This window comes from Bradyrhizobium sp. KBS0727 (assembly GCF_005937885.2).
In the GTDB taxonomy this organism is placed as follows: domain Bacteria; phylum Pseudomonadota; class Alphaproteobacteria; order Rhizobiales; family Xanthobacteraceae; genus Bradyrhizobium.
The window spans coordinates 6,418,994-6,432,014 of sequence record NZ_CP042176.1 but is presented as its reverse complement, the minus strand read 5'-3'; the positions used below and the strand labels follow the sequence as shown (position 1 = coordinate 6,432,014).

The following is a 13,021-nucleotide window of genomic DNA, read 5'->3' as shown; positions in this document are numbered from 1 at the left end:
ATCCGCGAAAGCGGATGATCCAGTACTCCGCGGCGGTAGTGTTCAACCCGAAACAGCGCGGCGTACTGGATGCCCGCCTTCGCGGGCATGACATCACGCCACCAGCGCCAACTGCGGCAGGCTGGCGAGGACGGACTGGTTGCGGCCGTTGGCCTTGGCGGCGTAGAGCGCCTTGTCGGCGGCTTCGATCAGGTCGGACCAGTCCAGCGACGCGACCGGAATCATGCTGGCGACGCCGATGCTGACGGTGGTGACGCTGGGATCTTCCGACCAGTGTTCGACCTTCAGGCGGATGGTTTCGGCCACCTTGAAGGCCTCTATGCTCGACAGGCCGGGCAACAGCACCGCGAATTCCTCGCCGCCGAAACGCGCCGGGCAATCGCCGGCCCGCCGCACCGCGTCCGAAATACAGATTGCAATGCCGACCAGCACCTGGTCGCCGGCCTGATGGCCCCAGGTGTCGTTGTAGGATTTGAAATGATCGGCATCGAGCATCAGCAAGGCGACCGGCGTTCCGCTGCGTGCTGCGCGCCGCCATTCGAGGTCGATATCGGCATCGAACTTGCGGCGATTCCGTAACCCGGTGAGCGCGTCGGTGGTTGCGAGTTCTTCCAGTCTTTCCTCGGCCTCGGCGCGGCGGCCGATCTCGCGGGCCAGGAACAGCGTGGTGCCGAGCACGACCAGAACCAGCGCCGTCATGATCGCGCCGATCCGCGTCGCTTCGGTGCGCCACAGGTTAAGGATGTTCTCCCAGGGCTTTCCGACTTGAACAATAAGAGAGAAGCCGCTGTCGCGCCATACGAACAGGCGGCTCAGGCCATCGACCACGCTTGGCCTCGAATATGATCCGCTCGGTTGGGTCAGCACCTGGTGCATACCGGGTACCTGGCTCATATTGTGGCCGATGACGTCGAGATCGAACGGTGTTCGCATGATGACGGTGCCATCGCGGCGAAAAACAGTAATGATGTCGTTCGAGCCGAGCTGCAATCGGCCGAACAGATCGTGGAAATAGCTGAAGCGGATCGAGCCCGCGACCACGCCCTGAAAGCTGCCGTCATTGCCGGTAATACGCCGGCTCAGCACGATGGAATAGGCGCCGCGATGCAGCATCGGGCGGCTGACGAACAGGCCGGTGTCCGGGCTGTCGAGATGCGCCCTGAAATATTCCTCGTCGCTGCGATTTTCGGGCACCGGGTCGAGGCTCGCCGCATCGACGACCAGCTTGCCCTGTGCGTCGAACACCTGGATGGCGCCGAAATGCTTGGCGGTGGCGGCATGATCGAACAGGATCAGATGCCGGATCTCCTTGCTGACGTTCTTGGTCTCCGGCATCACGATATTGCTGGCGACGGCGCGCAGCGACAGGTCGTACAGCTCGATATTGCGGTTGATGTCGGCGTCGATGCCCGAGGCGAGGTTCTCGAGCGTCTGGCGTGCCAGCTGCTCCTCGCCGCGGCGCATGTCGAGCATGACACTGGCGCAGATCGCGGAAAAGCCGATGACGGTCAGGACCGAGGACGCGATCAATAGCTTGGCCGACAGCCGCCAGGGCCGCCTCGCCGGATCCTTCCTGAACGGCCCTCTGCCGGCCACGCCTTTTCGCCGTCCGAATAGCATCGTCCGCTCCCAGCCCGTCTGTATGCATCGGATACGTTGTTGCTGCCTTAAGCGGCGACAGCGATAGAATAATGAGTTAACGCTTGGTTGAGGAAATGAGCCGTTTTGCGCCAACCACCATCGGGGATTTTGGTGAACGATTACGACCTGCTGCGGGACTACCTGAAGAAGCAGAAGCTTCCCGAATTCGTGCTGACCTTCGAGCAGATCGAGGAGATCATCGATGCGGCGCTGCCGCGCGCGGCCCATCGCGCCTCGTGGTGGGAGACCGAGCGCAGCCCGCAGGAGAAGATGCCACAGCGCGAAGCCTGCCTCGACGGCGGCTACATCGCGACCCGGCAGTCGGATGGCAAGAGCGTGAAGTTCAGGAAGATACCGCCGCCGCGCCGTCCCCGCGACGGCGGGGAGTTTTAGAGCGTTTTCGAGCGAAGCGGATGTCGGTTCGCGTAGAGAAAACGCGTCGTACCGCCCTCTTGCCTGCCGCGCCATGCACTGTTTCGCCTGCGCCCGCAACGACAAATGCCTGCGACAAATCAACCCGACGGGCAAATCAGGGCGGTCACGCAAAAACCTGTCCAGTCCCTCGCGAAAAAATATTCCCGTTGCCCCGTCGGGCAAATCAGGAGTTCAACTCCGCCCGTCTACCGCGACAAGAGGGGCGATCGCGATCGTCACGACCGTGCGGTGGGATGCGATGGACGCGAAGGCTGCGACTGACGAGCGTGGCAAAAGCGTACGGCGAAATCGTTTGGGTCCGACGCCCCGGTGCTGGCGTCAAGTCGGCGGAAGCGAAAGCTGACGTCGATGATGGTGGCAAGAAAGCCGGTCACCAGGACGAAATCGTATAAGCCGTAAAGCCATTGCGCAGGGAAGGCCGGATGCTCTCCGCTGAACCTGTATGCTCATGTGCAGCATATCTTTATGCACATCGCACATGAGACCGCGGGTGCAGCGCGCACCCGGTCTTCCCTGCGCCCTCTGTATTTCGAGGGCAAGGTTTCCAGCAAAACTCCGGGCAGGTCATGCCGCGAGAATAATTGTTGCTGTCATCGTCCGCGAAGGCGGACGATCCAGTATCCCAGAGAAGCTGATGATTGAACCGACAGGCCGCGGCGTACTGGATCCCCCGCCTTCGCGGGTGATGACGGGAGTGTGGAGCTTCACTCGCCCGCTTCGGAACGACTCAGCTCGCCGCTTCCAGCCGCTCTTCCGTCAGCAGCCGCATCGCCGCGTCGGCGTCCATCGGCTCGCCGAAGGCAAAGCCTTGCGCGTATTCGCAGCCGAGCTGATAGAGCTCGACCGCGTCCGAATCGGTCTCGGCGCCCTCGGCCACCACGTCCATGCCGAGGTCATGAGCGAGCGCGATGATCGATTTGAGGATCACCGGGCGGGTGCCGCGGCTGGTGGTGCGCACGAACGACTGGTCGATCTTGATGGTGTCGAACGGGAAGCGCTGCAGGTAGGCCAGCGAGGAATGGCCGGTGCCGAAATCATCCAGCGACAGGCCGGTGCCGAGTTCGCGGATGCGCGTCAGCATCTGCGCCGCGTGCTCCGGGTTCTCCATGACCAGCGATTCCGTCAGTTCAAGTTTCAGCGTGCCGCGCGCCACCGAGGAGCGCGACAGCACGGTGCGGATGTCGTGGATCAGGTCGTGGCGCAGCAACTGCCGCGAGGAGACGTTGACGGAGGCAAAGATCGGCTCGCGCGAACGCATCGCGCGCTGCCAGATCGCGAGCTGGCGCGCGGTCTGGTCCATCACGAACATGCCGAGGTCGACGATCAGGCCGATCTCCTCCGCAATCGAAATGAATTCCGACGGCGACATCCGGCCGAGCTTGGGATGATCCCAGCGCGCCAACGCCTCGAAGCCGGCGATCGAGCGATCTTCCAGCCGCACGATCGGCTGGTACAGAATGGTGATTTCCTGCCGCTCGATGGCGCGGCGCAATTCGCTTTCCAGCGTCAGCCGGTCGGTCTTGCGGGCGCGCATCGCTGGCTTGTAGACGTCGATGCGGTCGCCGCCGATGCGCTTGGAATGGTACATCGCCAACTCGGCATCCTTGATGATCTCGTCGGACAACTGCGTCTGCGGATCGCTCAGCGCGAGGCCGATCGAAGCGGTCAGGAATATCTCACGGTCGTTGAAGGCGATCGGCGCGCGGATGGTCTTGCGGATGGTCTCGGCAAAGGCGGTGATCCGCGCCGGGTCCTGCTCCGACATCAGGATCAGGCCGAACTGGTCGCCGGCGAGACGAGCCAGCGTGTCCTGCGGCTTGAGAATCCGGGTCAGCCGCCGCGCCAGCGTCAGCAGGATCGAATCGCCGACCGCGATGCCGACGGAATCATTGACCTGTTTGAAGCGATCGAGGTCGATCACCATCAGCGTCGGCCGCAGGTTCGGCATCGACTTGGCGAAATTGGCGACGGCGCCCAAGCGGTCCATGAACAGCTTGCGGTTCGGCAGGCCGGTGAGATTGTCATGCACGCTGTCGTGCAACATCCGCTCTTCGGCGTTCTTGGCGTCGGTGACGTCGGTCAGCGTGCCGACCACGCGCGAGACCTCGCCGTCGGAGCCGACCACCGGGCGCGCCTTCAGCGCGAACCACATGAAGTGACCGTCCGGCGTGCGCAGTCGGAAATCCTGCACCAGCCGGCCGCGGCGCTGGTCGAGCACAGAGTCGAGGGCGGCCCTGAACCGATCCTGGTCGAGCGGATGCAGCACTTCGAGCCACTTGGCGGCAGGGCCTTCCAGCGTGCCGCGTTTCAGGCCGAGCAGGCTCTCGGTCTCGGGGCTGGTGAACACCTTGTCGGCGGAAACGTCCCAGTCCCAGATCAGGTCGCCCGAACCGGTCAGCGCCAGCGCGCGGCGCTCGACGTCGGAGACGACGCCGGTGGTGGCGCCGCCGCCGGCAAACGCGTGCTGCATCACCGTAAACCCGATCAGCATCACGATCAGCACCAGTCCGCCGAGCAATGCGGGGCCGACGATGTCGTTGGTGACAGAGCCCGCCACCGTCATGCCGGCGGCAACCACCCAGATCACCAGCAGGAACCAAGTCGGGATCAACAGCACGGCGCGGTCGAAACCATGGGTCGAGAGATAGACGATCAGCGCGAATCCGGCGAAGGCGATCAAGACCAGCGACATCCGCGCGATGCCGGAGGCCACGGCCGGATCGAACAGCGCCAATGCCACCAGCGAGCCGAGGAAGGCCAGCCAGCCGACCGTGATGTGGGAATAGCGCACATGCCAGCGGCTGAGATTGAGATAGGCGAACAGAAACACCAACAGCGTCGCGGCGAGGATCGCCTCGCCCGCCGCGCGCCAGACGCGCTCGGCGTTGTTCGACATGTCGAGCACCTTGCCCCAGAAGCCGAAATCGACGCCGATATAGACCAGCACCGCCCATGCCAGCGCGGCGGCGGCCGGGAACATGATGCTGCCCTTGACCACGAACAGAATGGTGAGCACGAGCGCCAGGAGTCCGGAAATGCCGATCACGATGCCCTGGTAGAGCGTGAACGAGTTGACCTTGTCCTTGTAGGCGTCGGGTTCCCACAGATAGAGCTGCGGCAGCTTGTCGGTGCGCAGCTCCGCGACGTAGGTGACGACGGCGCCGGGGTCGAGCGTGATGCGGAAGATGTCGGCGGTCGCACTTTCCTGGCGCTCGGGCCGGTCGCCGGTCGACGGCGTGATCGTTGCAATGCGCGACAGTCCGAGATCGGGCCACAGCAGGCCCGACGACACGATGCGATAATGGGGGGCGACGATCAGGCGGTCGAGCTGGTCGTCGGTGTTGTTGGCCAGCGCGAACACCACCCAGTTCTGGCCGCCTTCGCGGGCGCGGACCTCGATGCGGCGGACGATGCCGTCGGTTCCGGGCGCGGTGGAAACCTGGATGCGGTCGGTGTCGCTGCGCTGATGATCGAGCACCGCGGTGAGGTCGATCGCAGGCGCGTCACTGCGGACGCTGACCGCGTCGATGGCGCGCGCCGGGGTCGCGGCCGCAACAATCATGAAGCCCAGCGCAACCAGCGCAAGGCGCCTGATCAGACGCAATGTCAGTACTCCGCGGTCAACGAATTTCCGGGGCCAGCGCATCGCCCCGTGTTGCCGCGATAAATGACATGAAAGCGAAGCAAATCAAAGGGTTTCCGCCCGGGCTTCGCGCCTCATCGTTAAACCGACAACACAATTTTGCCAATATGTTCGGAGGTCTCCATCCGCCGGTGCGCGTCGGCGGCCTTTTCCAGCGGAAATGTGCTGTCGATCAGCGGTTTTACGCGGCCCTCGCGCAGCAGCGGCATCACCTTGGCCTCGATCGCGGCGACCATCGCCGCCTTATCCGCATTAGTACGGGGACGCAGCGTGGAACCGGTATGGGTCAGCCGTTTCACCATCACCTTGGCGATGTTGACCGTGACCTTGGGGCCGTTGAGGGTCGCGATCTGCACGATGCGGCCGTCGACCGCGGCGGCATCATAGTTGCGGTCGACATAGTCGCCGGCGACCATATCGAGAATGAGGTTGGCGCCCGCATTGTTGGTTTCCGCCTTGACCGCGGCGACGAAGTCTTCGGTCTTGTAGTTGATGGCGCGGTCGGCGCCGAGCTTCAGGCAGGCGTCGGCCTTTTGCTGCGATCCGACGGTCACGATCACCTTCGAGCCGAACGCCTTGGCCAGCTGGATCGCCATGGTGCCAATGCCGGAAGAGCCGCCATGGATCAGCAGGGTTTCGCCGGGCTTCAGCCCGCCGCGCTCGAACACATTGTGCCAGACCGTCATCAGGGTTTCCGGGATTGCGCCGGCTTCCTGGATCGACAGCTGTGGTGGCACCGTCATGGCCTGCGCGTCTTGCGCGATGCAATATTGGGCGTAACCGCCGCCGGCGACCAGCGACATCACCTTGTCGCCGAGCTTGTGCTTGCTGGTATCAGCGCCGAGCGCGACCACTTCGCCGGCGATTTCAAGGCCGGGCAGGTCGCTGGCGCCGGGCGGCGGCGGGTAGGCGCCGGAGCGCTGCGCGACGTCGGGGCGGTTGACGCCGGCGGACATCACCTTGACCAGGATTTCGCCCGGACCGGGCACGGGAACGCTGCGGGTTTCCGGTAGCAGCACTTCCGGGCCGCCGGGCTTGCTGATGCCGACAACGGTCATTTGCGCGGGCAGCTTTTCCATGATTTGTCCTTGCGAAATGCGGGAATTAGAGGCGGCCCCTGATTAGCCAGCCAGGCTCTGGCTGGCAACCGCCGACCGCCCGGTTGCCGAACGGAGGAAACGCATGGCGAGCGAGGATGACGACAAGCCGCGAAAGAAAATCACCCACGAGATCGGCCAGGACCTGTCGCTGCTGTCGGTCGAGGAGTTGACCGAGCGCATCGCGCTGATGAATGCGGAAATCGAGCGGCTGCAACAGGCCTCCGCCAAGAAGCGCGCGTCCAAGGACGCCGCGAACAGTTTTTTCAAGTCGTAATTTTCAGAACGCGCTGTCCCGCCATGTCGTTCTCGCCTGGTGCGCCATTGCGCGCTCGGCGGGGACGACGGGGTCGGACGAGTCAACCGCGAAACTCGGCCAATGGCCGACATGGCAAACGAAGCCTGAAGAAATTCCATCATTTACGATCAATTAAGCTTTCTCGTTTATGACTGTGAGCGTCCTCGTTTGGACACCGAGTGGCTCCTGTCCACTCTGTTTGACGCCTCCCTGTTATCAACTTCAAAAGCCGCCGGAAACGGCGGCTCTTTTTTGTCCGCCGCATGAGCTGGAAACCATAAATCCGGTTGCCGCTGGACTCCCGACCGCACAAGCGCAATGATTTGTTCATCATAAGCCGGCGCCTTTAAAGCCGGCAGCGTATCAGTGGCGTGAGGGCGTTAACCATGGCGGACCGTTCGCATAGCGAATCCGCGCTCGTTCAGTTCAGCGAGCGACTGACCAATTCCGCGGCGTTCGGCACCTTGTTCCGGGAAGGCATGGACCTGGTCGAGGAGACCGCCGCCTATCTCGACGGTGACGGTCGCACCGAGGCCAAGGCGCTCGAACGTTCCGTCAGCCTTACTTACGCAACCGAAAGCATGCGGCTCACCACCCGCCTGATGCAGCTGGCGTCATGGCTGCTGCTGCATCGCGCGGTCAAGGAGGGCGAGATGACGCTGTCCCAGGCCAACCGCGAAAAGACCAAGGTCAAGCTCACGGCGGCCGATCCCGGCCCAGAAGACATGATCGGGAAACTGCCGCAGCAATTGCAGGATTTGATCACGCGCTCGGTGAACCTGCAGTCGCGGGTGCGCCGGCTCGATATCAGCATCCATGCAGCTCCCGCCGAGCGCGCCCCGATCGGCAATCCGCTGGTGCCGCAGCTCAACCGGCTCAAGGCCGCGTTCGAGCAGTAATCGGAATTGTCATTCCGGGTCTGGTGCTAACGCACCATCCCGGAATGACAGCAGTGAAAGCCAACAAAAAACGCCCCGGAAAACCGGGGCGTTTTGCATTTCTGGGCCGGAAAGAGCGGGGCTGAAGCCCTCAGTCCTTCTTGAGGAAGCCCGAAAACTTCTTCTGGAAGCGCGAGACGCGGCCGCCGCGGTCGAGCAGCTGCTGCGAGCCGCCGGTCCAGGCCGGATGCGACTTGGAGTCGATGTCGAGGTTGAGTTTGTCGCCTTCCTTGCCCCAGGTGGAGCGGGTCAGGTACTCGGTCCCGTCGGTCATCACGACCGTAATCGTATGATAATTCGGGTGAATTTCGGCTTTCATGGCATATCCTTTGGCGCGCCGGCGCCCAGCTCTAATGTCAGGAGATACGGGATTTGGCGGTTCTATAACGCAGTAAGCCCGCCAAAACAAGCTACGTAGATGCCCTGATTGGGAATCTCCCGGATTTGCCAGCGGGGGCCGCGGGGCCTATCTGGGGGCGACAAAACAGGTCGGATTTCATGAGCGCAGCGGAACAGCTTGAAGACGTCAGCGGAGTTAAGCCGCCGCGGCGGGATGCGCTGCTCGAGGAAGAGGCCTTCATCGAAGCCCGGCTGACCGAGTCGCCGGCCCGGACCGGCGCCAGGCTGCGCCCGCTATTGGCGTTGGCGCCCTATGTCGCGCGCTACCGGGGGCGGGCTTTTCTCGCCTTCGTCTCGCTGACGGTGGCGGCGATCACCACCCTGGTGGTGCCGGTGGCGGCGAGGCGCATGATCGACTTCGGCTTTAGCCCCGAAGGCATCGCCCTGATCAATAGCTATTTCAGCGTCATGATCGCCGTCGTCGCGGTGCTGGCCGGCGCCAGCGCGTCGCGGTTCTATCTGGTGATGACGATCGGCGAGCGCATCGTCGCCGATCTCCGACGCGATGTGTTCGCGCATCTGATCTCGCTGTCGCCCGCGTTCTTCGATTCCGCGCGCTCGGGCGAACTGGTGTCGCGGCTGACCGCCGATACCACCCAGATCAAATCCGCGGTCGGCGCCTCGGTATCGATCGCGCTGCGCAATCTGATGCTGTTCATCGGCGCCGCCACCATGATGGTGATCACCAGCCCGAAACTGTCCGGCTTCGTGCTGCTGGCGATCCCGGTCATCGTGATCCCGCTGGTGGCGTTCGGGCGCTGGGTGCGGCGGCTGTCGCGCAACGCCCAGGATACGCTGGCGGATGCGACGTCGTACGCCTCCGAACTGCTCGGGGCGATCCGGACGGTACAGGCCTTTACCGGCGAACGGCTGGCCAATGCACGGTTCGGCGGCGATGTCGAACAGGCCTATGAGGCGGCGCGGACATCGACCCGGGCACGTTCGATCCTCACGCTGATCATCATCTTCATCGTGTTCTCCAGCGTCGTCGCGATCCTGTGGGTCGGCTCGCATGACGTGCTGACCGGCGCGATCACGCCCGGCCGGCTCGGCCAGTTCGTGTTGTACGCAGCCTTTGCCGCCAGCGCGCTCGGACAGCTCAGCGAGGTCTGGGGTGAAGTCTCGGCCGCCTCCGGCGCCGCCGAGCGGCTGTTCGAGATCCTGCACGTCAAATCGCAGATCGCGGCGCCGCCGCGGCCGCTCGCACTGCCGGTGCCGGCGCGCGGCGACGTTGGTTTTGACAATGTCAGCTTCGCCTATCCGACCCGGCCCGACGTGCTGGCGGTCGACGGCGTCACGCTGTCGGTCCGCGCCGGCGAAAAGGTCGCAATCGTCGGGCCGTCAGGTGCCGGCAAGAGCACGCTGTTTCATCTGCTGCTGCGGTTCTACGATCCGGCAAGCGGCGCGATTTCACTCGACGGCGTGGCGATCAGGTCGACTGATCCCAGCGAGTTGCGCGCGCGCATGGCGCTGGTGCCGCAGGACTCGGTGGTGTTCGCCGCGACTGCGCGCGAAAACATCCGCTTCGGCAGGCCCGACGCCAGCGATGCCGAGGTCGAGCGCGCCGCGGACCTCGCCCATGCCACCGAATTCCTGCGCCGGCTGCCCGGCGGCTTTGAGGCCCAGCTCGGCGAGCGCGGCGTGACGCTCTCCGGCGGCCAGCGCCAGCGTATCGCGATTGCGCGCGCGATCCTGCGCGATGCGCCGCTGTTGCTGCTCGACGAAGCCACCTCGGCGCTGGATGCGGAAAGTGAAACCCTGGTGCAGACCGCGCTGGAGGAATTGATGCGTCACCGCACCACGCTGGTGATCGCGCACCGGCTTGCCACCGTATTATCCTGCGACCGCATCATGGTGATGGACCAGGGCCGCATCGTCGAGCAGGGCACCCACGCCGAGCTGGTCGCGGCCAACGGCCTCTATGCAAGGCTGGCGCGGCTGCAGTTCGAGGGGATTTGAAGATCGGCGCGGGGCGCCCGTTGGGTCGTCGCAATGACGGCGTTATCACGGCTTCCATGCCATCTTCAGGATCAGCCGTTTTGACGTCGGGTTCACATCCTCGCCGTCATGCGCAAATCCGTTGCGTTCGTAGAAACGGATGGCCCTGTAATTGTCGGCGTTGACCTTCAGCGTGACGCCGCCGGGCGACAGCCGCTTGGCTTCGTCGACCAGCGCGGTGGCGAGTGGCGAGCCCCAGTGATCGGGGCTGACCACGAGCTGGTCGAGATAACCTTGCCTGTCGATGGTGACGAAGCCGATCTGTGTCTCTTTCTCTTCAGCGACGATGATATCGGCGTTCGGCACCAACTCGTTGCGCCAACGCTCGCGCCACCACGCCACCCGGGCCGCGAAGTCGATCGAGGGATAGGCCAACTGCCAGGTCCGCAGCCACAGGGCGATGGCCGCGTCTTCGTCTTGAGGACGATAGGGGCGTAAGTGAAACCCGCGCGCCACTAGCGTTCCGTTAGCTTCAGCTCGATGCGGCGGTTGCGCTTGTAGGCCTCTTCGGTCGGCGCCGTATCCAGCGGCTGGAACTCGGCAAAACCGGCCGCGACCAGGCGCTGCGCGGGGACGCCGAGCGAGACCAGGTATTGCACCACCGAAATGGCACGCGCCGACGACAATTCCCAGTTCGACTTGAACAAGGGGCTGTTGATCGGCCGCACGTCGGTGTGGCCATCGACCCGCAGCACCCAGGCGATTTCGCTCGGGATCTGCTTGTCCAGATCGATCAGTGCGGTGGCGAGCTTGTCGAGTTCGGCCTTGCCTTCGGGCAGCAGCAGCGCCTGTCCGGTATCGAAGAACACTTCCGACTGGAACACGAAGCGGTCGCCGACAATGCGGATATCCGGCCGGTTGCCCAGAATGGCGCGCAGGCGGCCGAAGAATTCTGAACGGTAGCGCGACAATTCCTGCACCCGCTGCGCCAGCGCCACGTTCAACCGCGATCCCAGATCGGCAATGCGGCCCTGGGATTCCTTGTCGCGCTTCTCCGAGGCGTCGAGCGCTTCCTCAAGCGCGGCGAGCTGGCGGCGCAGCGCGCTGATCTGCTGGTTCAGCACCTCGATCTGCGCCAGCGCGCGCGACGAAACCTGCTTTTCGGAATCGAGCGCCTTGTTGAGTTCGGTGGCACGGCCTTCGGCGTTGCTGCCGGCGCCGGCGAGTCCGTCATAGAGTCCCTTGATGCGATCGCGCTCGGATTCCATCGAGGCCAGCCCGGCGCGCGCCTGTGAGAGCTGGTCATTGAGGTTGAGCCCGGAAAGTTTTTCCAGCGACAGCAGGTCGTTCAACTGCGCGATCTTGGCATTGAGCTGCTCCAGCGCCTTGTCCTTGCCGGTGACTTCCTGCGACAGGAAGAACTGCACCACCAGGAACACCGACAGCAGGAACACGATCGACAGCACCAGCGTCGACAACGCGTCGACGAATCCCGGCCAGTAGTTGAATCCGGATTCGTTGCGGCGACTGCGGGCGAGGGCCATCGGCTTCTTTCTTGCTGATTAAGGGACTTAGCTCTTCTCGGGCTGCCTTGCGATCCGCTCCAGCAGTTTCTTGATCTCGCGGTTCTGTTCGCCCTGGCCGTCGGCCCATTCGCGGATCATCTGCTGCTCGGTGCGCATATGGGCGACCAGGCCCTGGATCGCTTCGGCGAGGTTGGCCATCGCCGCCGTGGTGCTGCGGCCGCCGCCGCCTTCCTCGACCACCGCGCGCAGGCGCTCCATCGCGTGCTGCAATTCGCCGCTGATGCCGGCGCCTTCGCCGGAATATTCGCGCACCGTGGAGGCGAGCCAGTCCTCGAGGTCGGTGTAGAAGCGGTTCTGCGCCTGGCTCGACTGCAGGTCGAGAAAGCCCAGGATCAGCGAGCCGGCGAGGCCGAACAGCGAGGACGAGAACGAAATGCCCATGCCGCCGAGCGGCGCGGCCAGCCCCTCTTTCAGGGTGTCGAACAGCGCGCCGGCATCGCCGCCGACCTTCAGCCCGTCGATCACCTTGCCGACGGAGCCGACGGTCTCGATCAGGCCCCAGAAGGTGCCGAGCAGGCCGAGGAACACCAAGAGGCCCGTCATGTAGCGCGAGATATCGCGGGCTTCATCCAGCCGGGTCGCGATCGAATCCAGCAAATGCCGCATGGTCTGCTGCGAGATCGTCATCCGCCCGATGCGCTCGCCGCCGAGAATCGCCGCCATCGGCGCCAGCAGCGTCGGGCGCCGCTCGACGGCGAGGCCGGGATCGGCAATGCGGAAATTATTGACCCAGGCGACTTCCGGATAGAGCCGGATCACCTGCCGGAACGACAGGATGATGCCGATCAGCAGCACCGCGCCGATCAGCGCGTTGAGGCCGGGATTGGCAAAGAACGCGGTGACGATCTGCTTGTAGAGTACGACCATGACCAGCGCGCACAGCACCAGGAACACCAGCATCCGCACCAGAAAAATCCGCGGCGAGGACAATTTGCTCAGTTCGATCTCCATTTCGGAGCGGGAGGAGGGTCCTGAGGGCATTGCGGGTGTCATCCGTTGCGAAAAGCCGCGCGTGGACGCCAATATGGCACAGCGGGCGAGAGAAA

General features: G+C 64.0%; 11 protein-coding genes. 4 read left to right on the top strand and 7 right to left on the bottom strand.

Going from position 1 to position 13,021, the window contains the following annotated elements; genetic code table 11:
* Positions 1-93: 93 nt before the first annotated feature.
* Entirely contained in the window at positions 94-1,620 is a 1,527-nt protein-coding gene (locus tag FFI89_RS30120) for a diguanylate cyclase (protein ID WP_138831122.1), read from the bottom strand.
* Between the two features lie 132 nt (positions 1,621-1,752).
* On the opposite strand from FFI89_RS30120, the gene FFI89_RS30115 reads away from it, so the two are divergent.
* The gene (locus FFI89_RS30115) at positions 1,753-2,034 is read left to right on the top strand and encodes a hypothetical protein (protein WP_138831121.1); all 282 of its coding nucleotides are present in this window, start codon (positions 1,753-1,755) and stop codon (positions 2,032-2,034) included.
* Between the two features lie 769 nt (positions 2,035-2,803).
* Here the strand turns inward: FFI89_RS30115 and FFI89_RS30110 are convergent.
* Both FFI89_RS30110 and FFI89_RS30105 read right to left on the bottom strand, forming a co-directional pair.
* Positions 2,804-5,680: an EAL domain-containing protein gene (locus tag FFI89_RS30110; protein ID WP_168213100.1), complete on the bottom strand. Its 2,877-nt coding sequence runs from the start codon at positions 5,678-5,680 to the stop codon at positions 2,804-2,806.
* Positions 5,681-5,799: 119 nt separating this feature from the next.
* Positions 5,800-6,798, bottom strand: a complete 999-nt coding sequence (locus FFI89_RS30105; RefSeq protein ID WP_138831120.1) for an NAD(P)H-quinone oxidoreductase — start codon at positions 6,796-6,798, stop codon at positions 5,800-5,802.
* Between the two features lie 103 nt (positions 6,799-6,901).
* Between FFI89_RS30105 and FFI89_RS30100 the strand changes: the two genes are divergently transcribed.
* Both FFI89_RS30100 and FFI89_RS30095 read left to right on the top strand, forming a co-directional pair.
* Complete coding sequence (locus tag FFI89_RS30100) at positions 6,902-7,093, top strand: DUF1192 domain-containing protein (RefSeq protein ID WP_138831119.1); 192 nt, start codon at positions 6,902-6,904, stop codon at positions 7,091-7,093.
* Positions 7,094-7,500: 407 nt separating this feature from the next.
* Positions 7,501-8,013 carry a DUF1465 family protein gene (locus FFI89_RS30095; protein WP_138831118.1) on the top strand — a complete coding sequence of 171 codons (513 nt, stop codon included), beginning with the start codon at positions 7,501-7,503 and terminating at the stop codon, positions 8,011-8,013.
* 130 nt (positions 8,014-8,143) lie between these two features.
* Here the strand turns inward: FFI89_RS30095 and rpmE are convergent, their stop codons facing one another.
* Positions 8,144-8,371, bottom strand: a complete 228-nt coding sequence (gene rpmE / locus FFI89_RS30090; RefSeq protein ID WP_074819568.1) for a 50S ribosomal protein L31 — start codon at positions 8,369-8,371, stop codon at positions 8,144-8,146.
* 179 nt (positions 8,372-8,550) lie between these two features.
* Between rpmE and FFI89_RS30085 the strand changes: the two genes are divergently transcribed.
* A complete protein-coding gene (locus FFI89_RS30085; RefSeq protein ID WP_138831117.1) occupies positions 8,551-10,410 on the top strand; it encodes an ABC transporter ATP-binding protein/permease in 1,860 nt (619 codons plus the stop codon).
* A gap of 45 nt (positions 10,411-10,455) precedes the next feature.
* On the opposite strand, the gene FFI89_RS30080 is transcribed toward FFI89_RS30085, so the two are convergent.
* From FFI89_RS30080 to FFI89_RS30070, 3 genes are read right to left on the bottom strand one after another with little or no spacing between them, the layout of a single operon-like run.
* Entirely contained in the window at positions 10,456-10,905 is a 450-nt protein-coding gene (locus tag FFI89_RS30080; RefSeq protein WP_138831116.1) for a GNAT family N-acetyltransferase, read from the bottom strand.
* Complete coding sequence (locus FFI89_RS30075) at positions 10,905-11,933, bottom strand: peptidoglycan -binding protein (protein ID WP_138831115.1); 1,029 nt, start codon at positions 11,931-11,933, stop codon at positions 10,905-10,907. Before FFI89_RS30075 ends, FFI89_RS30080 begins: the two co-directional genes overlap by 1 nt.
* 27 nt (positions 11,934-11,960) lie before the next feature.
* Positions 11,961-12,956, bottom strand: coding sequence for a flagellar motor protein MotA (locus FFI89_RS30070; RefSeq protein WP_168213099.1), 996 nt, complete (start codon positions 12,954-12,956; stop codon positions 11,961-11,963).
* Positions 12,957-13,021: the final 65 nt, after the last annotated feature.